Origin of the sequence: Gluconobacter sp. Dm-74 (assembly GCF_018256135.1) — a bacterium.
GTDB classification, from domain to species: domain Bacteria; phylum Pseudomonadota; class Alphaproteobacteria; order Acetobacterales; family Acetobacteraceae; genus Gluconobacter; species Gluconobacter cadivus.
This window is the reverse complement of record NZ_JAERLX010000006.1, coordinates 1-25,760: the sequence shown is the minus strand read 5'-3', so window position 1 is coordinate 25,760 and position 25,760 is coordinate 1. Positions and strand designations below refer to the sequence as shown.

The following is a 25,760-nucleotide window of genomic DNA, read 5'->3' as shown; positions in this document are numbered from 1 at the left end:
CATGCGCATTCTTTCAGCCGATGAAACACGACAGGCTCTCCCCTTTCAACCGCTGATCACAGCGCTCAGGACAGCCATCACAGAATACCGGGACGGGACAATCATCTGCCCGGAACGCCTCGTCGTTCCAACAGCCGATCAACGCGGAAGCGTGCTGTCGATGGTGGCCTGTGGCCCTGATCTAATCGCCCACAAGCTGTTGACCATTTTCCCGGAGAATACAGATCTGCCAACCCTTCAGGGGCAGGTAACGGGCCTGGATGCCCAGGACGGACATTTTCTGTTCGCCATGGATGGCATTACCGCGACTGAACGACGTACAGCCGCAATTTCGATGCTCGGCCTGTCCTGTTTTCGCCCCAAACGCCTCGAAAACATTTTACTTATCGGAACCGGCGCACAGGCGCGGGTTCATCTTGAAGCGCTGAATGAATTTTACCCGGGCCTTTCAGTCACAATACGGGGGAGAAACGCGCAGCGCATCATGTCGTTGATAGAAGGCCCATATCCCGCCCTTCGAATTCAGGCCGAACGCGACACTGAAAATCAGTATGATGCTGTTATTTCCGTCACCAGCAGCCAGAAAATCCTGTTCGATGGGCAGGCTTCGCCGGAGACACTGGTTATCGGTGTGGGCGCGTATCGACCGGATATGATCGAGATTGGCCCCAATATTGTCCTGAACAGTCTCTGCGTCGTCGATGATCCTGTTGGAGCGCCCCATGAAGCAGGGGATATTATTCAGGCTGGAAAAAACTGGCCAGACGTTGTTGCTCTTGCCGATTGTCTGCGGGGAAAGCAACCGCTAGGCCAGCCAATCTTCTTCAAAAGCGTCGGCTGTGCCGCATGGGATCTCGCAGCCTGTCGGCTTGCCTTGCAGTTCCTGCCGAAGTTCGCATAACGGATTTTTTGCCTGTCATACTCTAACGGTTTTCGACGTCCTCCTTTTTGATCCACCAACACGAAGCAGTATCTGATGGATCAAAAAGCTCTTCATCATCGGCCGTGGGCAAATAAAAACAAACGACAGAGGGTTGCCGATAGATTGACCACCCTTCCACCGCCTGATCAAAACGTATTCACTACTCTTCATTAAGAGAAGTTTGGAACCATACGAAAGCTCATCTAAATAGAATTTTTGTCAATAAAGCCTAGTGTGCAGCAACAGCGCCATCATCACTGCGCCAAGTATTTTTATTATCCATGAAAATCCATCGACCACTCCCACCACCGGCCGCTTGGTCAACATTAAGGCAATCATTGCACCAAACACGATCACTTACCTCATGTGAGGAATTTTTAATATCGTCTAAGGACTGATTAGTGCCCGTCCGTATTAGCGATACACCTTCAATATACGGAACCTGAAGAACGGTACCAAAATACGTATTAACACCTTTAATATTTCCCCCGCCCGAAACCTGGGTTCCAACGTTCCAATTTCCTGAATCGTCGGGAGCCAGGGTTGCGCCAATGCCATTATTTCCAGAAGAACTGGCCCCCATCAACGGACTATTGTTGGCGAGACGGAATGCCCCCGCGCTCCAGACATCTCCATTACCACGCACACACAAGCCGGGTGCATTGGAGTCTCCACTAGCTGTATTATTGCCAATCAGGCAAACGCCTCCAAGATTGGCACTATTGAAATTAAATGAAATCATACCCATATTTGTACCAGTATTTGCGCTGCTATCCCATTGCTTTCCGTCGATTACCAGACCCAAATTAACTTGGTAATCTGACCATATTGGAGACGTAGCAGCATCATTCTGTGTTACCCAAGAACGGGTTACGAGCACATTTGTGCCGATCGATGTGGGTGTTCTCGTTTCGAAAGAAGTATGGGAATTATTTTTTCCAAGAGACGGCGCTTCAGACCCCGGAATGTAGAAATTATATCCTTTGTACTCGTTGGCCCATCCGGAAACTGTGTTTTTGATACCGTTAGGCAGATTATTTCCGTTAATTTCCAACCCTACGCTATCGTAAGTAGGATGATAGCACACTCCAGAACTCGGCGCAGCGGAGCCTTCACAGTCAAAAGCTATAACGATACCACGCATAGTCGCTTCGTTAGATTTATCTCCGTTGTAGTGAAGATCCAGTTCGTCGCCATTAAGGTAGTCTATAAGACTATCAGGATTGGCAACAGGATCAAAAGTCATGTAAAGATTTCTGCCGCCAGTCTGTGTCGGGGATCCGATCATAGCAACCGCTTGGCCAAAATTATTCCGTACAGTGTCATAATTCGATGTTGGAATATCATTAGTTTTCCAAGGATGGCCGGTATTATTACCATTCATGATTCCCCAGCCATTGACTGTAATCGATTTTCCATCAGGGGAAACTGACGAAACAGTCGAAACAAAATAATTATGATTATTTATAGAACCACCGACAGAAGGATTTTGTAAACCGCTATCTGTAGTTGTGTTGTTTTGTTGTGAAACATCATTTGAAATGGAATTGGTGGTTATGTACATATTGGGGTGAATTCGGGCAATCTGCTGAGTATCTAGCGGCGATCCCGATGGTAAAAAGATATGCGTCGCGTCATAGGTTACACCCTTTACCACGATTACAGGCTCGTCATTTCCCGTTTGATCATAATGAACGACCGTATCGAAAGATGGATCATTCGCAATGTTTGATGCACTTGTGAGGTTTGTAGATAAACCTGCGCGAGTATCAAATACGCTTTTATTAGTAGTAACCGTACACGTCAGGCAACCAAGGTCCATAAACCCATCAGGACGCCCACGCAGAACAATAGATGAGCCCGTACCAAGATTGTCTGTTGCAACAGACGATGTACTCGCTCCAGCTCGTTGAGATCCCAGCCAAAGTGCGTGAGGAGGAACGTAAGGATCAGAATTTTGTCCCGGCAAAGCGTAAGAAGATTGTTTGCCACCAATTGAAAGAATTGGGGTATTTACTCCCGTGCTTGTAAGGTTTGCGACCGTACTATTCACCATAGGCGAGTATATTGGAGAATTTATATTACCAGAACTATCAACCCCATCAGACCCACAAGCTATTGGATGAGAATTTTCATCTAGACCACAAATTTGCTGAGTAATTAATACTTCTTTCCATTTTCCATTATTGTCTTTGTAATTCTCCACAACGGGCACATTGGATGAATCCAATTTTGCTTCCATGGTTATGGGACGTATTTTCCCATTGGAATCTTTATAATTTTCAATAATATTATCACTTGTAGCAGCATTGGCTTTTGTTACTCCCAAAGGGACACTCGATAAAAATATAATTATGAAAGCGTGCTTAAATATGCGATTGCTCACAATAAAATATCCAATTTTGTTTTTTGATTTTATAGCTTGCGCTCGGCTGGTTTATACTTATACGTAAATACCAGTATATCAAACATAGCATATATGGCGAATTTTCTCAATAGCTAAGCGTTTCTTTTCCCACAATTGGAAATTAGGTATGCCGTCGAAATGTCGATATTTTTAGCGTTCGCTATATTGAGTATTTTGCGCCCAAACCAGTATCGAGAATGGTGTAAAATCATTGAGATAACGGTTAAAATGACGCACCCGTACCCGCAAAAATTTCGTTGATTTATTTACGGAAACCACTTCAGAATCAATAAAGCGGTTGGAGATAAGCAATCACTCTTGGCAACTGATTGGTGGATGGAGAGTCTGCGCGCACTCTTTCCCGAGAATCATGGCCACTCTCAGCTTGATGACGACTAAGTGTTGGGCGAGACTATTTTTTGAACCGTAATAGTCAGCGCGGGTGTAACTAGACAATACACAACTACAGGAAGCAACGTCGAGAATTCATAAAATACAACAAGAGAAAAATATCAACGACGCAACCGGTCGGAATTATGTTCGGGGGTATAAAGGACTGACGACGGCAGCAACCAGCTACGACAGATGCTCAGCCCTCTATTCCCCAGTCCACTCTCATGCTTTGGTTATGAAGCGCAAGCCTACGACATGCGTCTTAAAGTCGATATAAATGGCGGGGTAATTTCTTTTCTTGTTCCAAATTCAAACCCTGATGAAATAAAAAGTTTCCTGCAAGAAAGCTTTATAAAATAAACCACCCACCTTACATACGTTCCAATCTGGATTTTCATTAAATTTAGTACAGATTTTTTATAAAATCCATTTTTTATTAAATCAATTGAATGTTTCAAAAGATAAGATTGATATTTTGCATTTATAGTAAATTTAATTTTTCTATCAATTACTATATTTTTCAATACACAAAATTCCATTATTTTTTTTGGTATTTTCATCAACTGTAGTGCGGGCAGATTTATATTTGAGAGAGATCCATCTCTAACTGTATAAAAATAAAGCGCATCTGGAATAACCATGAATTTTGCTCCAGCTACAACCATACATGAATAAAACAGAGAGTCTTCGCCAATGCTCAATTCTTTATCGTAAAAAATATTCTCTTTTAAAATAAATTCCTTACGGAAAACGGGCTTCATATAACATAAAGGCATAGTTTTCTGTAAACCTGGCCAATCCATAGACATATAATGAAATATATTTATGTCTTTATTGTATTTCATCCATTCTGGAGAAAATGCATTCTCTCGCGAATTTTCGGTTAAAACAACAAGCTGATCCGCAAGCATATCAAGATTATTTTTTTCCATATGCTCGATCATTATTGATAGTCTGTCCTCTCTCCATAAATCATCTGAATCGAGTATTGCTATATATTTTGCTTTAGATTTTCTGATTCCGAAATTTCTTGACTCTGAAACCCCGAGATTTTTATCGTTCTCAAAATATGTGATACGCTCATCAAGCTCACAAAGCTTTAATGATTTTTCTCTAGTTTTATCACGGGATGCATCGTTAACAATAATTATCTCAAAATTACTCATCGTCTGCTTCAGAACAGAATGAACAGCATGCTCGATAAAATCTTCAGCATTATATGCTGGGATAATGACTGAAACAACACAATCGATTTTGCCCACAAAACACCTAAATATGCTAAATCCATACACTAGGATACTATAATATACAATTTAAATAGAAAATCCACTTTTGATGAAAATGTGAACGGTATCATAACACTCGGCTTCAGATACTCTGGAAGAGAAAGATATAGAATTCTACCTGTCGGGACGGAGATTTTGCGGGAAGCCTGTCAGGTACAATAGGCCGATATACAAACACCACACTCGCATTGAGAGTCATATGAGAAGCTCAAAAGACGTCGCGCCTTAGCGCATTGTCCAATGTTGTCTTAATCAGAGGACATCAACTTTTGTATCGACAGTAATATTTCCCAAACATGTTTTAAGTCACTCTGGACCAGACGATTATGGATACATAATTCTCCAAACACGGTTATTCTTTACTGGAATTACGCTTTTTGTACAGAATAACCATTAGGCTCACAAAAACCAAAACGGCCATGATGCTTACGCCGCCTATGGCAGCAATCTGGGCATATCGAACAAGGAGAGGCTTGGCTCCCCCCTCCTTAAGAAGCGTGACGTCCGCTGCATTGACGTGGATCGCGTCATTTCCAAAGCGCTGAAGAACATAATTCGCTACGGATGCCACCTGCGCGTCGTTGAGCTGTTTTTCAAACGCAGGCATCGTGACGGTACCGTTATTCGTCGCACGGTTCACGCCTTTGAGGATTGCCATCACCAGATTTTGGGCCGTTGGGCCACCCACTGCGGTATTTGAGGTCAATGACGGGTAGAACTGGTCATGTGTCCCTTGGCCGTTAAATTGATGACATGAAGCACAGGCTCCCGTGTAAAGCTCCGCGCCATTGATGCTGGAAGCGTTCGTCAGGGCATCGGGACTACGGTTTATAGGAGCATCAAGAACAGCCAGATCGACAGGTTTCCCAGTTGTAACGCTGAAGCCGGGACGGCTCTGGTTCGGGTTTCTGACAGGCTTGACGGTCCGAAGATACCGGACAATCGCATCAAGATCCGCATCGGTAAGATGCCGTAGGCTGTGTTCAACCGCTTCGGCCATTCCCCCGGCCGCTTGGCTTTTACCGTGAGCAGCGCCGTCTCGAAGATAAGACTTGAGTTCGTCGTCGCTCCAGCCGCCAAGGCCACTTATGGCGTCGGATGTGAGGTTGGGCGCATGCCAGCCACCAAGATCGGCGCCAGCGAGAAAACGGCTCTGATCTTCCGACATGCCGATGTTTCGCGGTGTATGGCAGGTTGAACAATGGGCCAGTACCTTAACCAGATACTCTCCCCGCTGTGTGCCGCCTGCTGCTGTTGTAGCGGCTGACATAGGTTTACCGGTTGAGTACAGAAGATTCCACCCGGCCATCAACCAACGTTGATTGAAGGGAAATGGCAAAGCGGTGTGCCTTTCCGGAGGTAAATCAACAGGCTTGGTGCCCTTCGTGAAATAGAGATACAGGGCATGAATATCAGCATCGCTGATCCCCGAATATGCCGTATAGGGCATGGCCGGATAAAGATGACCTTCAGGCGCGACACCTTCGCGCACAGCCCTGGAAAACTGGGTTTCCGTCCAGTTTCCGATTCCGTACTGCCGGGACGGCGAAATATTGGTCGCGATGATGTCCCCGAGCGGAGAGGAGATGACATAGCCACCGCCATAGGATTTGCCGCCAGGATTGGTATGACAGGCCATACAATCCGCAGCGCGGGCGATATACGCCCCCTGCCTGACGAGATCTTCCGTACTGGCCTGCGCCATAGCCAGACTGGGAATCGCTGTAAGGATGACAAGACCGAGACCAGGTGCAAGATAGCGAGGCATGGCTCAGACTTCCTTTGCGATAATGTCTGCTGACCTGATGGCCAGAGCGACACCAGCCAGTGTGGGGTTCACAACGCCGCAGGCCGGAATCACGCCGGTGGTTGCCATAAACAGATTGCTGTGGTCCCAACTCCGACATTCGCCGTTTACGACAGATGTTTTCGCATCGTCCCCCATCAGGACAGTACCCATGATGTGGTCCCGGTTCTGCCAGCCGGTATTGTTGTTGATAACAGTACCTCCCATGCCCGCAACGAATTTCGCGTAGTCTGCCTTGGCGACAACAGCGCCTTTCTCAATATAGTCGTCTGTGTCGTAGTGAATGGTCATGGTGGGAATACCGAGGGCATCCCTGCGGGTTGTGGACGGCTGAATCCGGTTGGATGGGCTCGGCAGGAGTTCGAAGACCGTTGAAATATCGACCCATCGTGCAGCCCAGTCCTTGATTTTTTCATCCAGTTCGGGCCCTACGATGCCTTGGGACAACAAGTGCTGCGTAATGGCCCGATTAGGCACTGTGTTTGTCAACGCATGCTTGATGGCTGAGTGTTCACGTCGGAAATCACCATCACGCCAGTTGAAAATTCCCCCTTGCTGCACCTGGCCACGTCCTGGCCATAGGGGTTCATCTGCCAGAAACTGTAGCCCCATCCCTGTGTGGTCCATAAGGTTGCGGCCTACCTGATCGGAAGCGTTGGCAACGTCGGACATGAGTAGGAGCTTGGGTGTTTCAAGTCCGTTACTGGCAATGATGAAGTAACGCGCTGTCAGACGGACATCCTTGTGTTCGGACGTTCTGTAGTGAGCCGCCACGATCTTACCGTCAGGCCTCTTCTCAAGCTTGAAGACCGTTGCATTTTCAATAATTTTTCCCCCGAGCGCCTGAACATGTCTGGCATGCACATCTCCAGAGTACATGGCGCCAATGGGGCAGACAGGCATGCAGTTGTTGTTCCCTGAACATCCAGGGCGCCCATCCCATGGCTGGTTGGTCCGGGCGTTGGGTTCATGGATGAAATTGAAACCTTCAGGCGTCAGACGGGCCTTGAGCCGCTGAAAGTAATAGGTTTCGGCTTCCGGCGGAACGGGATAGGGCGTTGATCGTGCCGGAAACTGGTGGTTGCTGCCCTGACCGGACTGATCCTGAGTATCACTGCCTGCAACGCCAAGGTTGAACTCGGCACGTCCATAGTAGGGTTCGAGGTCTTCATAAGAGATCGGCCAATCGCGCCCCACACCGTAAAGGGTTTTGAGTTTCATATCGTTGGGCAGGAACCGCCATGTTGCTCCGGCCCAATGCCAGGTAGTTCCTCCAACCAAACGCAACATTCCTGGAAGAAATTTAAAGTTCCCAGTGTTCTCGATATAGCCCGGGGAGAAAGAAGTCGGAGCCCAAGGCTGATTGGGATACGGGTCGTTATGATTGCCCTTACGGGGAGAAGAGCGGAAATTTTCGACGATTTTCCAGCGCGGTATTGATTGTCCGGATTCCAGAACAATAACCGATTTGCCATGTTTCAGAAGTTCATAGGCAGCATTGCTTCCAAGCGCCCCTGAACCAACGACAATAACATCTGCATCATACTGAATGGTCATTTTTACATTTACCTGAAACAGAAGTTAGCCGGCATTCTGGGCAGACGGAGGATTCACCCAATAATTTGTGCGTCCTCTGGCATAGCTTGGAATAACGGTCGTATCTTTTGTAGGCGCATACATCAGCGCACCGACATAGGTAATGAATGTTGCATCATCTACGGGATGACCGACGGCCGGAGTTGCGTCCATTGCCGGCGTACCGGTGTAACCAAGATAACAGGCGGAAATAATGCTCAGCGCCACAGAGGCGAGGTCTTTATTCTGTTGGGCATAACTAGCGAAATTCGACATATCCGTGAGGTCGGCGGCTTTCAGGGACTCTCTCAAATCGTTCGCTCTAACAGGGAAGTTACTGTCTTTTTGGGTAAGGGCTTTCAGTATCCGCCTGGAAAATTCAGGATTGAAATTGTCCCTTCCCGTCAGAACCACGCAAAGCTGATGGAAATCAGTAGACGTCAGAAGCCCTGCGGCACGCGCGATACCCGGAAGACTTCCTATGACGGGAAGTGCAAGGGAGGCTGCCAAAAGCTGGCGACGAGAGAGGCCGTTTTGTGTGGAACGCACGATGTTTCCCTCCTCAGGTAACAACCCGCCATATGACAGAAAATAATGGTTCGACAGGATCAAGCATCAGTGAATGTGCTTTGAAGGCCATGCTCCTGCCTGCCTGACAAATCCTGAATATCGTCACAATGCACTGGCAGCAGCGTGCGCTACAGCAATATCTTTCTCGCCATCAGGGGTACTGATTGCGATAGAACCAACAATCGTCTTGCCGACATAAAGCGGAAGACCACCAGGGTTAGAGGATAAATCGGGAACTGCCAGATTATGCACTTCACCTTTCAGAAGGCTCTGATAAGCAGTATTTGTGTCCGTTTTGAAAAAAGCTGCTGATTTTGCTTTTGCCAAAGCGGATGCAAGGCAGTTTGGGGTCGCGTCGACCTGACGCTGGACATAGAGGGGCATGCCGTCAGGATCGGCAATCACGATGCAACCTTCAATATGCTGTCGTGCGAGAGCGTCTCGCGCAGCTGAAGCCATTTTCAATATGTCTTTATCCTCAAGAGCCGGACGCTGTCCGACCGCAGAAGCGGGCACGAAAAAAGAAGACGTCTCCAAAATAGAAAAGAATAAAACCGGTATTATTTTTGTCATAACGTCTCTCTTATCTGGTTTTATGGGAGTGATGATCTAACCTGCATTCCACTTCCTCCCGAAAGTACCTCCGATGCGGACGTCGTGCGGAACGGAAATCGGCTCTTTCCACACAGCTTTGTCTCAATACAGGCACGTTACCTGATTGCACGATCTAAAACCGGTCAGGACAGGTTCAATTTATTTTGAGGATAACGACACCACTGTCTGCTGGACGTGTTTTCTTCCGTAGCGTCTTGACCTCTGCTGCAGTGACAGAAGCACCACGATTCCCCCACGACGAACGGACAAAGGTCAGCACATCTGCAATGTCCCTGTCGGAAAGCTGCTCGCGATATGACGGCATCCGATAGGAATCCGGCACCCCGGCCGCGACGACACGGCCAGATCCATTGAGTGTGACGTTGATGGAAGAGGAACTGTCCGGCACCAGAGACGAAGCTGCTCCTGCCAGCGGCGGAACCCACTGCCACTGCCCGCGCCCATCCGTGCCATGACAGAAACTGCACTTCGCCATGTAGGTCTGCGCACCGGGAGTGCCCTGCCGTCCGGCGGGTTGGAGTGCCTTGGCCTGTGTCGGCTCATACTGCCACGGCGTTCCGTCACGTTGCGCGTTGCCAGGCAGAGACTTGAGATAGTGTGCCACAGCCCGTAGATCATCATCCGAGAAAAACTGCGTCGAGTTGTTGAAAGCCTCTGTCATGGAGCCGAACACGACGGCATGGTCGTTTCGGCCGGTCTTGAGAAAACGGAAGACATCGTCCTCGCTCCACCGGCCCAGACCCGTGTTTGCATCGTTGCGCAGGCTGGGCGCAAACCAGCCATCGATCAGAGCGCCGGAGACAAAGGCCGCACTATGCCTGTCTGTCCCCTTTTCGTTGAAGGCCAGACTTCGCGGCGTATGACAGGCCCCGCAGTGCCCCGCCCCTTCAACAAGATAGGCCCCCCGGTTCCATTGGGCATCTTTCGACCTGTCCGGGCGATAAACGTCTGACGGGGCAAAAACCACATTCCAGAAAGCCAGAGGCCAGCGCATGTTCAGCGGCCAGGGGATCGTGCTTTTCCGGTTTTCCAGATGAACGGCCGGGACGCCCTTCATGAAATAGGCATAAAGCGCTTTGATATCATCGTCAGAAAGTCTGGCATAGGACGGATAGGGCATGGCCGGATAAAGACGGTGCCCATCCTTTGCCACACCGGAACGAAGCGCCCTGTCGAAATCGGCCAGCGTATAGGCACCGATCCCCGTCTCTCGATCAGGCGTGATGTTCGTAGAGAAAATTGCGCCCATCGGCGTCACCATCTTCAGGCCCCCGGTATAGGCTGCCCCACCCGGCACACTGTGACAGGCGACGCAATCTGTCAGACGGGAGACATACTCCCCTCGCGCCAGGAGCTGCGCCGACGGTTCCCCCTGAGAACCGGTTTTCTCAAAGGACGACGCAGGGAGACGGGTCACGAACCATGCTGTTCCCGCAGCCAGAACAGCCGATGCAGGGATCACGACTGCGAAAATTTTCTTCAGGCGGTTAGTCATCTTCAGTTCCGCACTCTTTCTGCTGCACGCGAGACGTGCCAGACGACGATCAACGTCTCAGCTTGCAAAGTCATGACGTGACAGCGGCATGCTTCGGATCCGCCGCCCGGTCAGGGTCGAAACCGCGTTAGCCACCGCGGGCGGGATGGCAGGCAGCGGAGGCTCCCCGACGCCACCCATCTTCTCGCCACTCTCGACAATCTTCACATGCACACGAGGCATCTGATTCAAAGCGAGAATTGGGTAGCCATCATAGTTCCGCGCGCGTGGCATGCCGTTCTCGTAAACAGTCTCTTCCAAAAGCACCTGAGACAGTCCGAGAGCTATCGCGCCGTTGACCTGCGCTTCCACAATCGCGGGGTTTACAACCTTCCCAGGGTCGATTGCTTCCCAGACCTCGTGAACCCTCACACGCCCGTTTTCGATCGACACTTCCGCAATCGCGGCCGCTTCAGACCCGAAAGGGGACGCCATGCCAATCCCGCGCGCACGGCGTGAACCATCTGCCGCCGTAAACGGGCCACGCTTCCAGCCACCGGACAGGTCTGCAACCGACTTGAGCAAAGTCGTCAGACGCCTGTTGTCCCGCAGCAGGTGTAACCGAAGCTCGTAGGGGTCCTGATGCCCCTTGTCCGCAAGCTCGTCCAGAAATGTTTCATAGAGAAAATCATTCATGGAGTTCCCGACGGAACGCCAGTAACCGAGCATCACGGGGTTTTTGACAAAATTCTGGGCAATCCGTCGGTCAGGGATGTCGTACGACTTTCCGGTCAGACCTTCGAGAGCGCTGTCATCCAGCCTGTCGCCGCGCTTGTTGTTGAGGCCTTCTGTTGGACCTTCAGTCGCACTGACGGCCTCAAGAGCTACCGGAATGCCGTTCCTATCCAGTCCGCCGCGAAACCGTACTGCTGCCATCGGTCGCAGCGTATCGCGCAGAAATTCTTCCTCACGGCTCCAGATCAGCTTAACAGGACGGCCGGTTTCCTTTGCCAGCGTAATCGCCTGTGGATAGGGACTGGCTGTCTCGTAAAGGAAATGACGACCGAAAAATCCGCCCAGCATCTGGGAATGAATGATAATTTTTTCGACGGGCAGGCCCGTGCGTTTGGCAATGTCCGCACGGAACATGTCCGGCGCCTGATTGGGCACCCAGACCTCCAGCGCGCCATCAGGATTGAAACGGGCTAACGCGGACGGCGGTTCGAGCTGTGCATGATTCACATACTGGCTTGCATAGGTCGCCTCCACGACCGTATGGGCATTTTTCAGCCCCCGGACCACATCGCCTCTGGTTTCCGCATCCTCACCGGGGCCACGTGTATCAGCCAGTTCCTTCCGGAAGGCTTCCGTCGAAAAGTCAGTGGGCATGACCCGCATCGTCGTGTCCGGTCCAGGCTCTTGCCAGTCTATCAGAGCGGCCTCGGCCGCTCGCTTTGCGTCCCACCAGCGTTCGGCCACCACCGCAAATGCGCCCGGAAGACGATGCGTGGAATGCACCCCTTTCATCGCCCGAACCTGGTCTTCATTACGGACTGTCTGGATGGTCATGCCAAGCCGGGGCGCGTGCTGAACGGCCGCATGAAGCATATCATCCACGCTGACATCGACCGTATAGACCACCTTGCCCGTCGATTTGTCGTGGACATCCACGCGCGGGACCGGCGCACCGATCCAGCGAAATTCTCCCGGCTCCCTGAGCCTGACAGTGGCGGGATCCGGCACCGGCAAGCTCATTGCTGCGTGAGCCAGCTCCCCATAGGCAATCGAGCGTTCGGACGGCTTATGAATCACCCGGCCAGGCTGCGTCGTCAGTTCCTCTACAGGTACGTCAAACTGCCGTGCGGCTGCCTGTAGCAGCATCTCGCGAGCCAATGCCCCGAGCCGGCGCATCGCGGAATAACCGTTCCGAATGGACATGCTGCCACCGGTGATGCGCATGCCGTTGTCCATGACAACATACGCGTCACCCGGAGGAGCGTTCTCGACGACAAAGGTGGCGGGATCGGCATCCAGTTCCTCACCAACAATCTGGGCCATGGCCGTGAATGTACCCTGCCCCCCTTCAACAAAGGGGCTCTGAAGCCGCACCGTACTGTCAGGCCGTATTTCCAGAAACGCCGGAACCTTGGTACCACGCAGTTTCGTTGCCTCGGCACGCGCACCGCGCTGGGGCACGCCCAGCCCGAGAACAAAAGCTCCTGCCGCGATGCCCGCCGAAGACAGCATAAAGCGACGCCGGGAGAGATTGACCGGAACGTCACTCATTGCCATCGCATCGAATGGAGCGTTCCTCACTTCTTCGCTCCTTCCTGCGCTGTCTCTCCTGCCAGGTCATGGATCGCGGCACTGATCGCATTATAGGTTCCACAGCGACAGAGATTGACCATGACGGCCCTGATATCGTCGTCCGTAGGATGCGGGGTCTGTTTGAGCAGCGATGTCGCCGCCATGACCTGTCCGGATTGGCAATAACCGCATTGAGGCACCTGATGCCTGATCCATGCGGCAACAACCCGCTGGCCGATCTCGTCCTGCTCGATCGCTTCAATGGTCGTGATTGCCGCAGAACCCAACTCACCGACCGGAGTGACGCAGGATCGGGCGGCATTCCCGTTGATGAGAACCGTGCAGGCACCGCATTGCGCGAGGCCGCATCCGTATTTGGTACCCGTCATTTTCAGGTCGTCACGCAGTACCCAAAGCAAAGGGGTATCCGGCTCGACATCGATGTGGTGCTGCACACCATTGATCGTCAGTTCCATCAGCCCCTCATTATCAGGCACAGTTAATCAGATTTCTGTTTTCAGGACGCAATGAAGCCGACACTCGCTTTTCTTCCCCTGGCAGGCATCAGCCGGAATTCTTGAGTCAATAAAAAAAACCCTATGGACGGTTCTCAGGATAGATCCTTCCCACTCAGAGAATAATCCCGAAAAAACATCTTATGGTCATGAAAATCATTCATGGATCGGCGTCATACACCGTCCAAACATCCCGGCCTTCAAACCTGCACGTCAGAATACGTCAGGAGTCCGACAAGGCCCCGTTGTTATATTCGTTGTCAGAAACATGTTCGAGCCAGTCGACGGGAGAACCGTTCTGCTTTTCCTGAATGGCAATATGGCTCATCGCCGTAGTCGCTGCCGCGCCATGCCAGTGCTTCTCGCCCGGCGCAAACCAGATCGTATCGCCAGGATGGACTTCCTCGACAGGACCGCCTTCGCGCTGCACCCAACCACATCCAGTCGTAACGATCAGGGTCTGCCCGAGCGGGTGGGTGTGCCATGCGGTTCGAGCACCAGGCTCGAACGTTACAAGTGCTGTCGTCACCTGCGCGGGCTCGGGTGGATTGAACAGGGGATCGATGCGAACCGTCCCGGTAAACCAGTCGGCGGGGCCCTTCACAGAGGGTTGCGATCCAATGCGCTTGATATCCATGGTCACTGTTCCTGTATGTCGTTCGAAAATGTTGGGCTTGGCCAGTTTCCCGGCCTGAATGCCCGCAAAATTATGGTTGGCGGCCCAGCCTCATCGTCAACAAAGCCAGCAGGGCTGCGAGCACAAGCACACACGCACTGACTGCAAAGGTCGCCTGATATCCAATCCCGTCGAACAGGACCCCTCCACAGGTTGCTCCCAGCGTTATGGCCAGCTGGACGACAGCGACCATCAAGCCGCCTCCTGCTTCCGCATCCTGCGGGAGCGTCCGGGCGAGCCAGGTCCACCATCCCACAGGGGCGGATGTCGCAAACAGGCCCCATATCGCCAGTATTACGGCAGAGACAACAATCCATTGTCCCAAAACAAGAAGTCCAAGCGCCAGAAGCGCCATGAGAAGAGGAGTAACAATCAGAACGGGGTAGACACTCTTCTTCAGCACGCTTCCGATCAGCACGGTGCCAATAAAGCCGGAAATTCCCATCAGCAAAAGGATTAGAGACAGCGTGGACACATCGACATGAGCCACATCTTCAAGGAACGGCCGGACATAGGTGAAGAGCGTAAACTGTCCCATGAAGAAGAGGCTGACGGCAATCATCCCCATTCTTACAACCGGGCGCGTCAATAGAGCGAATACACTTGCAGATTGGTGATGGCGTTCACTGGGCATCGACGGAAGGCTGAGAAGCTGCCAGACGAAAACCACGACAGCCACAGGCACCACGCAGAAAAAAGCGCCACGCCAGCCAATCAGACCACCAAGAAAGCTGCCAGCAGGTGCTGCAATAACTGTGGCAAGGGCATTGCCACCATTCAGGATCGCAAGCGCGCGAGGAACATGATGATCTTCGACAAGACGCATCGCCGTTGCGGCGGACATTGACCAGAAGCCCCCTATCACCACGCCGATCATCGCCCGTCCGAGCATGAAGATGACGTAATTCGGCGCCAGAGAAACAACTATTCCTGAAACAATCATCATCCCGATCAGGGTCAACAGCAGTGTTTTGCGATTGATCCCCTTTGCCAATGCGGAAATGAAAAGGCTGGTAAGGACCGCAAATGCGCCGGAGACCGAAATGGCCTGACCCGCCTGCCCTTCGCTGATATGTAGATCAGCTGCAATCGGTGTCAGAAGACTGACAGGCATAAACTCCGATGCGACCAGCGCGAAAGCGCCAAGAGACATGGCGAGCACAGCCTCCCAGGATCCTGAGGGGGTGTCAGAAGCCTGGCTCGTTTCAGAAAATGTTTGAGAGAGAGTATCCATTAGACCTCAAGACCAAGACGATCCACCAGCACGGTTATTTTGAAAAATAACGCGCAAAATCCGCAAACCACTGCCGCCTGAAACATGATTCTCGTGCGTCCACGAACGTTGCTCATGGTGACCGGCAGAGTTGATAAGGGAATTTAGGCAATAGAGAACATTCAGACTAGACACTATAAAACGAGCATAGTCATGAATAATATTCATGAATGAACGTTGCGTACCGGCCGATTAAAAGCGCATAGAGGTCAGCCCCGTCCCGATAGAAGACTGTTTTATTGGTTTTTCTTGAATGCATATAAAAGGCCGTGCCCTTTTCAGGACACGGCCCATCTGAATTGTGATCCGCGCTGTCAGCGCTATGTTATATCTGCTGCTTTGTGGGACGGAAAAGAATTTCGTTGATATCCACATCTTCCGGCTGGCTGATCGCAAAAGCGACACACCGGGCAAATGAGTCTGCACTGATCGCAATACCAGGAACAAAATTCCTGAGTTGCTCCGCAGTCACCTCATCATGAACGCCATTGAGCAACTCAGACTGAACCGCTCCCGGCGAAATGACCGTCGTACGCAGGTTGTAGGGTTTCACTTCAGCCCGCAATCCCTCGGACAGCGCACGAACCGCGAATTTCGTGGCCGAGTAAACTGCACTATTTTCCAGAACGCGATGGCCTGCAACTGAAGATACATTAATGATATGGCCGCTTTTCTGCGCTTTCATGTGTGGAAGCGCGCCTGCAATACCATAGAGAACGCCTTTGATATTGACATCAATCATCAGATCCCACTCGTCAACGCGCAGTTTTTCGAGCGGGGATAAAGGCATAACACCTGCATTATTGAGCAGAACGTCGATTCGACCGTAAGTCTTGACAGCCGTATCAATCAGGTTCTGAACCGAAGCTCGGTCCGTCACATCCGTTTCGATCGCCAAAGCTTTGCCGCCTTTGGCCACAATATCGTCAGCAAGGACTTTGATCCGGCTTTCACGCCGTGCTCCCAGAACGACAGTCGCCCCCAATGTCGCAAGATGCCGGGCGGCTTCTGCTCCGAGACCACTGCTGGCCCCCGTAATGACAACGATCTTGTTTGCAACATTATTGTTCATGGATAGTCTCCGGATTTTTAACGGTCGATTTTCTGAAATTTCAGGACGAAGTTATCCCCCTCCCCGATGGCGGCATATTTGGCGTGATCCTTGTCCCCTAACGCGAAGGTCGGCGGTAATGTCCACACGCCCTTCGGCCAGTTGGCGGTATCACGCGGATTGGCGTTGATCTCCGACGATCCCACCAGCCTGAAACCTGCTTTTTCAATTAACGCGATCGCATAAGACTGACGGACATATCCATCTTCCGCACGCGGATCCTGCGACGCATTTGTATGGCCGCGATGGTCTTCGACACCAAATATACCACCCGGCTTCAAAGCCCGATAAATAGCTGCAAGCATTTGCGGCGCATTACCGGCTTCCATCCAGTTGTGCAGATTGCGAAAAGTCAGGACAAAATCGACACTGGCTGGCGCGACAAAATCGAGATGGCCGCTGTCAAACTGCGTTGCCCTGAATGTTTCCTTGAGTTCAGGGTGAGCGGCCACCATCTTGCTGAAGGCGGAACTTTTTCCATCTTCCGGACCAAGAGCCAGCGTATAGACGCCTTGACCATGCAGATATGGCCCCAGGATCTGCGTCCAGTACCCTCCGCCCGGCCATATTTCGACAACGCTGGCATTCGGACGCAAACCGAAAAACTGTAATTCCTCCAGAGGATGCCGAATGGGATCACGCGCCACAAACCGGGCATCGCGTGTGGGAGAATGGATTGCCTGTTCAAGCGTCGGTGCTGCCACTGCCTGACCTGCCGCGGTCATGGCAACAGCACATACGAGAGGATAAATCGCTTTCATGATATTTTCCCGTTCATATTTGACACACATGTGGCCGCACATTCCTAATGTAAGGGCTCTTTACCGGCACGATTAGCCCTTCATATCTGCATATGATCTTCGATTTTACTCATGAAACCGAAGGGGTGCCTGCCTCATAACGCATTTCCTCGACAAAGAGCGAAAATGGCATGGAATTTTGATGATTGTGGGGAAAGCAGAGATGATATCCGGTCCAGTATGGACACCAATCCTGAAGCACTTTTACCAGACGCCCATCGGCAATATATTTCTCCGCAACCATTTCCGGCATATGCGCCAGACCCAGCCCGTCCAGACAGGCATCCCGCACAGGAAAGATGCTGTTAAATATCAGAGGACCATCAACGCGGACCCTGACGTCCCGACCGTCCTTTTCAAACTCCCATGCATAGATCCCGCCATGTGTTGGCAGACGCATCGTGATGCATCGATGTTTCAGAAGATCATGTGGAACCTTCGGTTTGGGATTTTTCCTGAAATAGGATTTCGTTCCGACAACAACAAAACGAATATCCGGCGTGAGAGGCACCGAAGTCATCTCCTTGGTCACCTGCTCGCCCAGTCTAATTCCGGCGTCGAAGCGCTCGGCGACAATATCCACAAGCTTCAGATCTGCATGGATCTCGATTTTTATGTCAGGATATTTTTTAAGAAACTGCTCCATTTTTGGTCTGAGGAGATAGGCAATGACATCGTCAGTCGCGGTGACACGGATCATACCGCTTGGCGCGTCACGCAATTCGGCCAAAGAGGCAATCTGGCTTTCAATCTGATCGAAATGCGGGCCAATGTTGCGGATAAGATAATCACCCGCGTTCGTAGGCGTCACACTTCGCGTGGTCCGTGTCAGCAGTCGCAAACCAAGGCGCTCTTCCAATAGCCGGATCGTGTGGCTCAACGCGGACTGCGAAACACCCAGCTTAGCAGCAGCGCGCGTAAAGCTTTTTTCGCGCGCTACGGCCAGAAACGCGATCAGATCATTAAAATTCTCGCGAGACATATATGAGCCTTTTTCATGAGCATGATCATATTGTTTAGGGATAACTTCAGTTTCCGTCGAGGTGTAGCAACTGCATCCCCATATCGGGCTTCTCCCCGAGAGTCTCTCGCCCAGGCCGCTCCCTCGACTGAATTGATAGATTCAATCTGGCCTCATAGAGGCCTCGTAAGCCAGTTGTCGGCAGCGTCGTCATGTGTGCCCCAAAGAGCGTTTCGGCCCGCACCAATAATACCGATACGCAACGGATAAAACTCTTGATGCAAAACCGTCTCTGACGATTAATGAACGGAATTCATAATCATGTTTTGAATATAACGTCTATTCGAAAGAATGCGCCATAAACTATGATGCCCATTAGCACATGGGCGCTGGCATGACGTGACATTCCGGAACGCATCAATCGTCACTGAAAAATTAAAATTCAATGCCAGATGAAAAAGAGGGAATTGCCAGTTTATGGGGATAATTGGCTTAGCTCTTCGGAAGCCTTATACTTTTATAGTCGGAGCAATTTTAGTTCTTTTTCTTGGTGTTTCTGCCATCTTCAGGACACCAACCGATATTTTCCCAAATATTGATATTCCAGTCATTACCGTCGTCTGGTATTACGATGGTCTCTCAGCGCCCGAAACCGAAAAACGCATTAGTACCTATACAGAGTTTTCTCACAGCTTTTTCGTCAATAATCTGCGGACGATTGAAAGCCAGACCACACCCGGTCTTGTGCTTCAAAAGCTGTATTTCCAGCCGGGAGTGGATATCGGGGTCGCTCTCGGGCAGACCGTTGCAGCTACCCAATCCATCCGTGCCCAGCTGCCACCGGGCGTGCAGCCCCCCATTATCATGCAGTATAGCGCTTCCAGCGTGGCGGTTCTTCAGCTTTCCCTGTCTTCTGACAAGCTGACGGAAAGCGAATTGTACGATTATGGCGTGTATCGTCTGCGGCAGCAGATGGCGCCTGTTCCCGGCACGCTCCTGCCCCCACCGCATGGCGGCAAGATCCGCCAGATCATGGTCGATATTGACCCGACCAAGTTGCAGGCGATGAAAATCAGCCCGCTGGATGTGTCCAACGCCATCAACGCCCAGAACCTCACACTTCCGGGTGGAACGGTGAAATTCGGTCCGTCTCAATACAACATCCAGATGAACGGCATTCCGTATTTTTCAAAGCAACTGAACGATCTTCCGCTACGAAAAGATCCGAACACAGGTGCCATCATCCGTATCCGCGATGTCGCGCAGGTCCGTGATGGCTGGGAGGTGCAGCATAACGTGGTGCGCCGCGAGGGACACCGCTCGGTTCTTTTGCGGATCATGAAAGCCGGGAACGCGTCCACTCTGGCGGTTGTGAACGCCATGCGTGACACCGTGTTGCCTATCTCACGCGCCGCAGCGCCCCCGGGCATGAAGATTGACGAACTGTTCGATCAATCATTGTTCGTAAAAGCCGCTATAAAGGGCGTGGCGTCTGAAGCCGTGATTGCCGGTCTGCTGACAGCAGCCATGATCCTTGCCTTTCTGGCAAGCTGGCGGTCTACGCTGATTGTGGCGGTTTCCATCCCACTTGCGATCCTGTCGTCGATTGCTGTTCTTTCAGCAACCGGAGAGACTCTTAATCTCATGACGTTGGGCGGCCTCGCGCTCGCCGTGGGCATCCTGGTCGATGATGCGACAGTCACGATCGAGAATATCCACCGCCTGCATCATGACGGGGCTGAACTGCGCAAAGCCGTGCTGGATGGTGCCGCGGGCATTGCCCTGCCGACACTGGTGTCCACGCTGGCGATTTCCTGTGTGTTTGTGTCTGTGGAATTCCTGACCGGACCATCACGCTTCCTGTTCACACCTATGGCGCTGGCCGTTGTGTATGCGATGCTGGCCTCCTACGTCATTAGCCGGACTCTGGTGCCGATCTTCGCGGCGCTGCTTCTGCGCTCGGAAGAACAGGCCAAGAAGCGCCGTGAAGAGGCTGGAAAGCCCCCCACAATTTTTGAACGGTTCGGCGCGAAATTTGATGCCCGGTTCGAGCGTCTGCGGAATGGTTATGAAAAGACGCTGTCCGGCCTTCTGAACAGCGCGTGGAAAGTTCCGGCTCTGGGCGGCATCTTTCTTGTGGGCGCGGTGCTTCTCGCAACGCAGGTGGGGCAGGACTTTTTCCCAGTTATTGATGCTGGCGAGTTCAAACTTCATGTTCGCGCACCTGCAGGCACACGGATTGAGACCACCGAACGGATTTTCGATCAGGTTGAAGATACCATTCGCGAAGTTGTTCCCAAGGATGAGCGCGAACTGGTGCTTGACGATATCGGCATCCCCTTTCGTTATTCCATGCCCTTTGATGATGGCTCGACCATCGGCCCGAATGACGGGCAGATCATGGTGGCACTGAAGGAAAAGCACCGCCCGACAGCGCAGTATATCAGCCGCCTGCGCACAGTTCTGGCCAAGCGTTTCCCCGATGTCGTGTTCTATTTCCAGCCTGCGGACATGGTGACGCAGATCCTGAACTTCGGCCTCACATCCCAGATCGATGTGCGGATCACGGGCTACGATCAGGCCAATAACCGCGTGGTTATGGGCAAGATCATGGAGGACATGCGTCATGTGCGCGGTCTGGTGGATGTACATCTGCATCAGCAGCTTGCAGCACCTGCCCTGAACGTGTCGATCGACCGCGAACGGACACAGGACCTCAATCTCGTGCTGAACGATGTGGCCCGTAGTGTCATGGTTTCGCAGGCCTCCTCCAACACGGTCACGCCGAACTTCTGGCCCGACCCGCAGATGGGAACGCTTTACCCGGTTGCCGTGCAGACGCCGCAATATCAGGTCAACACTGTTGATGATCTGGGCAAGCTGGTGGTGGCAGGGAATGCATCACAGGCGGCCGCGATCCCGACCTTGCTGAGGAACGTGGCGACCATTGAACGCACGGTGGCACCTGACGTGATTTCACACAGCAACATCCAGCCGGTTCTGGATATCGATGCCAGCGCCGAGGATCGTGACCTCGGGAGCATTGCGCGCGATATCGGTCGGATCGTGGACCGGCATAAAGCCGACCTGAAACCCGGTAACAGCATTGAGGTGGCAGGACAGATTGACAGCATGAACACGTCCTTCACGCGGCTCGAACTGGGTCTGCTGGTGGCTGCCGTTGCGGTCTATCTGCTGATGGTTGTGAACTTCCAGTCCTTCATGGACCCCCTGGTTGTCATACTGGGTCTGCCGGGCGCCATGTGCGGCATCGTGCTCATGCTTTTCGTCACGGGAACGACCTTCTCCGTACCTTCACTCATGGGGGCTATCATGAGCGTGGGGGTGGCGAGCGCCAACTCCATCCTGCTGGTCACCTTCGCCAAGGAAAGTCGTGCCCATGGCATGAATGCCATGGAGGCTGCCATGGAAGCAGGCCGGGAACGCCTCAGACCGATCCTTATGACCTCCCTTGCGATGGTGATCGGCATGCTGCCGATGTCGCTCGGTCTGGGAGACGGCGGCGAGCAGAACGCGCCACTGGGCCGCGCCGTAATCGGCGGTCTGATGATTGGCACCTGCACCACGCTTTTTGTTGTCCCCTGGCTCTACAGCCGTCTGCGCCGTCGTGAATCCCGCCTACTTGAGGAATATGAGAATGTCGTCTGAGCCTGTCATGTCCCACTCCGACCAAGAACGCAGGCGGTTCTCCCCCGGCATTCTTGCCGGACTGGGTGTCATCGTCGCAGTTGGCTATGGCGTTTATACCCATGTCGAGCGTGCGCACGCGGTCACGGCAACGGCCAGAGAACGCGACCAGCAGGTTCCGGATGTGAGGACCCTGATCGCGCGTGCTTCGACACAACCTTTGTCGCTAGACCTGCCGGGCGAAACCGTGGGAATTGAGACAACACCCATTGGGGCCCGCGCCTCGGGCTATATCGACAAGCGGTTTGTCGATATTGGAACCCCCGTGCAGGCCGGACAGGTTCTGGCAATTATCCGTGCGCCGGAACTCGATCACCGCGTTGAGCAGGCGCAGGCGACACTGGCGCAGGCCCGTGCCAATCTGGCTCTGGCGCAGATTACCGCGCGCCGGTCCGGCGGGCTTGTCGGCGGTGGAGCTGTCAGCAAACAGAATTTCGATGTGGATCGCTTAACCCAGAATGCCCGGCAAGCCGAACAGAAAGCCGCTGATGCCGTGCTCGCTGAAACCGCGCAACGTCAGGCCTACACGACGGTGACCGCCCCTTATGACGGCGTTGTCACCGGCAGAAACGTGGAAGCCGGAGATCTGGTGAGTGCAGACAGTACTACGCGTCCGCTCTTTATCGTGACCCGCACGGACCGTCTAAGGGTTCGGGTGCATGTTCCACAGGATGCCGCGCTCACAGTCAAAACAGGCGAACCGGCCTCAATCGTGGTTCCGGAGCGCCCCGGCCAGAGCTTCAGCGGAACAGTGACGCGCACGGGGCATGCCTTGGAACAGGGGAGCCGGATGCTCCCCGTCGAGATCGAGATCGACAATCACGACAGCCGCCTGACCGCAGGGCTCTATACGACGGTCCATTTCGATTTTCCACGCGCAGCACCTGTCATCATGATTCCCTCCGAGGCTCTGAACTATGAGGCGGACGGCCTCTCGGTCGAAACGATCGGAGTTGATAACAAGGTGACGGTCCGCAAGGTCAAGATCGGTCGGGACTACGGCGATCACCTGGAAATTCTGGATGGCCTGCCCGATGGAAGCCAACTTGTGGTCCATCCGCCCTCAGCTTTGCATGAAGGCAGTGTGGTCGCGCCGCAACTCGACAAATCCCTGAAGGTACTCTGATCGTGCGGACTTCCTCTGCATACGGCATGGTGCTCGTCACACTTCTGGGCGGCTGCACCATGATTCCGAACTATCACAAGCCCGATGCTCCTGTTGCGTCGGCCTGGCCTCAGGACAAAAAGAAGGAGACTGCCGGACAGGATGCGCGCGCGCTCCTGCAGGACTGGCGGTCCTTCTATCGGGATCCGGTCATGCAGACCCTCATCGCCACAGCGCTGGAGAATAACCGTGATCTACGCATTGCCCAGCAGCAGACGCTGGCCGCCAGCTCGCAATTCGACATCGAGAACGCCGCTCTTTTCCCGACTTTGAATGGCACCGCCGGTGCCAGCGTCCAGAAAATGAACTCACATATCTGGAGCCTGTCACGCACGGACGAACCGATCTACATGCGGCAATATGCCGTAGGATTTGGTGTTTCCGCCTATGAGGTCGATCTGTGGGGCCGCATACGCAGCGCCTCCCGGGCCTCGTTCGACCGCTATATGGCCAGCGCACTCAATCAGCAGGCCATGCGATTGAGCATTATCTCCAGCGTCGCCACAGCCATGCTGAACTGGGTCGCCAATACTCAGGCACTTACGATCACACAGAACGTTCTGCAAAACCGACGCCAGACTTACAACCTTGTCAAACAGACAGCAGATGTCGGGACGGGTACACAACTGGACCTGGCAGAAGCCGAAGCCGCCCTGCACGACGCCGAAACCAGTCTGCAAATCTACACGCGACAACGTGCGCAGGCTTTCGACCAGTTGACATTGCTGGTGGGTACCCCCGTTCCAGAAGCCACCATTCAGTCCATGAACGCCAAAACATCCCTCAATGCCGTCGCGGCGTTTCCGGACGTTCCAGCGGGTCTGCCGTCCGATATGATCGCCCGAAGACCGGACATAGCAGCTTCTGAAAGAGAATTACGGGCTGCAAATGACGACATTGGTGCCGCCCGAGCCGAATTCTTCCCCAAAATCCAGATCACAGCCGCCAATGGTACGGCAAGCAACAATATCACCCGCCTCTTTCAAAGCGGCATGGGTGCCTGGAACGTCGCACCGCAGATTACCTTGCCGCTTTTTGATGCAGGCCGCCTGACCGCCCAGCTCCATCAGGCCCATGCCCGCAAACGAGAAGAAATCGCGCGCTATGAACGAACGATCCAGTCCGCATTCCGCGAAGTCGCGGATGCGCTGGCCGGGCGGGAAACCTATCTGGGGCAGATGGAAGCCCAGCAAAAAGCTGTTGCAGCCCATGAGAGGCAATATACCCTCGCCCTGCAAAGATTCAGGGCGGGTTATGATCCTTATCTTGCAACACTCATCGCGCAGAGAGCGCTTTATACAGCACAATTAAGCGCAATTACGACACAGCTTCAGACGCTCTCTAACAACGTCACTCTTTACAAGGCTCTCGGCGGAGGATGGGACAATGGAATACCGCCCCGCAAGGCTTCGCCTGCTGAGCATATTCTGTAAAAACTCAAAAGGGACACTGCTCTGCGGAACGACCGTCCCGGAAAAAATATTTTCAAAGGCTGGACATCTGTTGTGGCGTTTCAAGACACGCCACCGATCCTCATGGGTTGCCGTCTATCCTTTACAAAGCAGGCTTTGATGCGCCACGAAGTTCCAGCCAACTCCCCGCAATATCCACCGAAATCGTCGCTGGTTTATAGGCGTCTTTAGGCGCGAGCATAATATTTTTCACATAGGTCTGGGGATTGCGATCATAAAGCGGGAACCAGCTCGACTGGATCTGTATCATGATCCGATGCCCCGGCAGGAAAGTATGATTCACGATCGGTAAACGCACCGGATAAACCTGCTGCACATTTGCAGGGATTGCTTCAGGATGCTCGAAACTCTTCCAGTATCGCCCACGGAGAATATTCCCGGAAACCATCAGTTGATACCCCCCCATTGCAGGTTCCTGGGCCACTTCATCAGGATAAACATCAATCAGTTTTACGACAAAGTCTCCATCTGTCCCTGTCGTAGACGCTGTAAGATGCATGAGCGGCTCGCTTGTGACGGTAAAAGGCTTCGTCAGCACGTCAGGGACAGAACATCTGGACGGGCCGCAGCGTTACGTTGATCCGCTGCCAACCACCAGCGCCACCCCGAACCGGCCTGCCCTTTTGAAATGACAGGACGAGAAACATAGGCTCAGGACCTATTAATTTATTGAACTGAGCGAGAGGTTGTGATTCACAGGCTTACCGATGGAGGGTAGGCCTG

The 25,760-nt window shown here is 52.6% G+C and carries 20 protein-coding genes; 5 read left to right on the top strand and 15 right to left on the bottom strand.

The features are described from left to right. Position 1 precedes the first annotated feature (1 nt). Positions 2 to 901: a delta(1)-pyrroline-2-carboxylate reductase family protein gene (locus JK208_RS09905; RefSeq protein ID WP_211575974.1), complete on the top strand. Its 900-nt coding sequence runs from the start codon at positions 2 to 4 to the stop codon at positions 899 to 901. A 250-nt stretch (positions 902 to 1,151) separates the two neighbouring features. Here the strand turns inward: JK208_RS09905 and JK208_RS09900 are convergent, their stop codons facing one another. The 14 genes from JK208_RS09900 to JK208_RS09835 form a co-directional block, all read right to left on the bottom strand. Next, positions 1,152 to 3,308: a hypothetical protein gene (locus JK208_RS09900; RefSeq protein WP_211575973.1), complete on the bottom strand. Its 2,157-nt coding sequence runs from the start codon at positions 3,306 to 3,308 to the stop codon at positions 1,152 to 1,154. A 662-nt stretch (positions 3,309 to 3,970) separates the two neighbouring features. Then, a complete protein-coding gene (locus JK208_RS09895) occupies positions 3,971 to 4,984 on the bottom strand; it encodes a glycosyltransferase family 2 protein (protein ID WP_211575970.1) in 1,014 nt (337 codons plus the stop codon). A 376-nt stretch (positions 4,985 to 5,360) separates the two neighbouring features. Next, complete coding sequence (locus tag JK208_RS09890; RefSeq protein WP_211575969.1) at positions 5,361 to 6,776, bottom strand: c-type cytochrome; 1,416 nt, start codon at positions 6,774 to 6,776, stop codon at positions 5,361 to 5,363. A gap of 3 nt (positions 6,777 to 6,779) precedes the next feature. Beyond that, on the bottom strand, positions 6,780 to 8,372 hold the full coding sequence (locus tag JK208_RS09885; RefSeq protein ID WP_211575968.1) for a GMC family oxidoreductase: 1,593 nt from the start codon (positions 8,370 to 8,372) through the stop codon (positions 6,780 to 6,782). A gap of 24 nt (positions 8,373 to 8,396) precedes the next feature. Continuing rightward, positions 8,397 to 8,939, bottom strand: coding sequence for a sugar dehydrogenase complex small subunit (locus JK208_RS09880; RefSeq protein ID WP_211575967.1), 543 nt, complete (start codon positions 8,937 to 8,939; stop codon positions 8,397 to 8,399). 123 nt (positions 8,940 to 9,062) lie between these two features. Next, positions 9,063 to 9,533, bottom strand: coding sequence for a heme-binding protein (locus JK208_RS09875; protein WP_211575966.1), 471 nt, complete (start codon positions 9,531 to 9,533; stop codon positions 9,063 to 9,065). Between the two features lie 175 nt (positions 9,534 to 9,708). After that, positions 9,709 to 11,070, bottom strand: a complete 1,362-nt coding sequence (locus JK208_RS09870; protein WP_211575963.1) for a cytochrome c — start codon at positions 11,068 to 11,070, stop codon at positions 9,709 to 9,711. Positions 11,071 to 11,127: 57 nt separating this feature from the next. Then, a complete protein-coding gene (locus JK208_RS09865) occupies positions 11,128 to 13,365 on the bottom strand; it encodes a xanthine dehydrogenase family protein molybdopterin-binding subunit (protein ID WP_211575962.1) in 2,238 nt (745 codons plus the stop codon). Beyond that, a complete protein-coding gene (locus tag JK208_RS09860; RefSeq protein WP_211576138.1) occupies positions 13,362 to 13,835 on the bottom strand; it encodes a (2Fe-2S)-binding protein in 474 nt (157 codons plus the stop codon). The genes JK208_RS09865 and JK208_RS09860 overlap by 4 nt, the downstream gene beginning before the upstream one ends. A 259-nt stretch (positions 13,836 to 14,094) precedes the next feature. Continuing rightward, positions 14,095 to 14,508 (bottom strand): cupin domain-containing protein, encoded by a 414-nt coding sequence (locus JK208_RS09855; protein WP_194262597.1) that lies wholly within the window; start codon positions 14,506 to 14,508, stop codon positions 14,095 to 14,097. Between the two features lie 70 nt (positions 14,509 to 14,578). Then, a complete protein-coding gene (locus JK208_RS09850) occupies positions 14,579 to 15,700 on the bottom strand; it encodes an MFS transporter (RefSeq protein ID WP_211576137.1) in 1,122 nt (373 codons plus the stop codon). 445 nt (positions 15,701 to 16,145) lie between these two features. Then, a complete protein-coding gene (locus tag JK208_RS09845; protein ID WP_211575960.1) occupies positions 16,146 to 16,892 on the bottom strand; it encodes an SDR family oxidoreductase in 747 nt (248 codons plus the stop codon). A 17-nt stretch (positions 16,893 to 16,909) separates the two neighbouring features. Then, positions 16,910 to 17,692: a class I SAM-dependent methyltransferase gene (locus JK208_RS09840; protein ID WP_211575957.1), complete on the bottom strand. Its 783-nt coding sequence runs from the start codon at positions 17,690 to 17,692 to the stop codon at positions 16,910 to 16,912. Positions 17,693 to 17,801: 109 nt separating this feature from the next. Further along, positions 17,802 to 18,713 carry a LysR family transcriptional regulator gene (locus JK208_RS09835; protein ID WP_211575955.1) on the bottom strand — a complete coding sequence of 304 codons (912 nt, stop codon included), beginning with the start codon at positions 18,711 to 18,713 and terminating at the stop codon, positions 17,802 to 17,804. A gap of 456 nt (positions 18,714 to 19,169) precedes the next feature. Between JK208_RS09835 and JK208_RS09830 the strand changes: the two genes are divergently transcribed. The 3 genes from JK208_RS09830 to JK208_RS09820 are packed head-to-tail and all read left to right on the top strand — an operon-like array spanning position 19,170 to position 24,998. Beyond that, a complete protein-coding gene (locus JK208_RS09830; protein WP_211575954.1) occupies positions 19,170 to 22,361 on the top strand; it encodes an efflux RND transporter permease subunit in 3,192 nt (1,063 codons plus the stop codon). Next, the gene (locus JK208_RS09825) at positions 22,351 to 23,526 is read left to right on the top strand and encodes an efflux RND transporter periplasmic adaptor subunit (protein ID WP_211575953.1); all 1,176 of its coding nucleotides are present in this window, start codon (positions 22,351 to 22,353) and stop codon (positions 23,524 to 23,526) included. The genes JK208_RS09830 and JK208_RS09825 overlap by 11 nt, the downstream gene beginning before the upstream one ends. A gap of 2 nt (positions 23,527 to 23,528) precedes the next feature. Continuing rightward, positions 23,529 to 24,998, top strand: coding sequence for an efflux transporter outer membrane subunit (locus JK208_RS09820; protein ID WP_349291979.1), 1,470 nt, complete (start codon positions 23,529 to 23,531; stop codon positions 24,996 to 24,998). 121 nt (positions 24,999 to 25,119) lie between these two features. Here the strand turns inward: JK208_RS09820 and JK208_RS09815 are convergent, their stop codons facing one another. Then, entirely contained in the window at positions 25,120 to 25,536 is a 417-nt protein-coding gene (locus JK208_RS09815) for a CocE/NonD family hydrolase C-terminal non-catalytic domain-containing protein (protein WP_408872109.1), read from the bottom strand. On the opposite strand from JK208_RS09815, the gene JK208_RS16210 reads away from it, so the two are divergent. Beyond that, positions 25,535 to 25,669: a hypothetical protein gene (locus JK208_RS16210; protein WP_408872108.1), complete on the top strand. Its 135-nt coding sequence runs from the start codon at positions 25,535 to 25,537 to the stop codon at positions 25,667 to 25,669. The genes JK208_RS09815 and JK208_RS16210 overlap by 2 nt on opposite strands. The last annotated feature ends 91 nt before the right edge of the window (positions 25,670 to 25,760 follow it).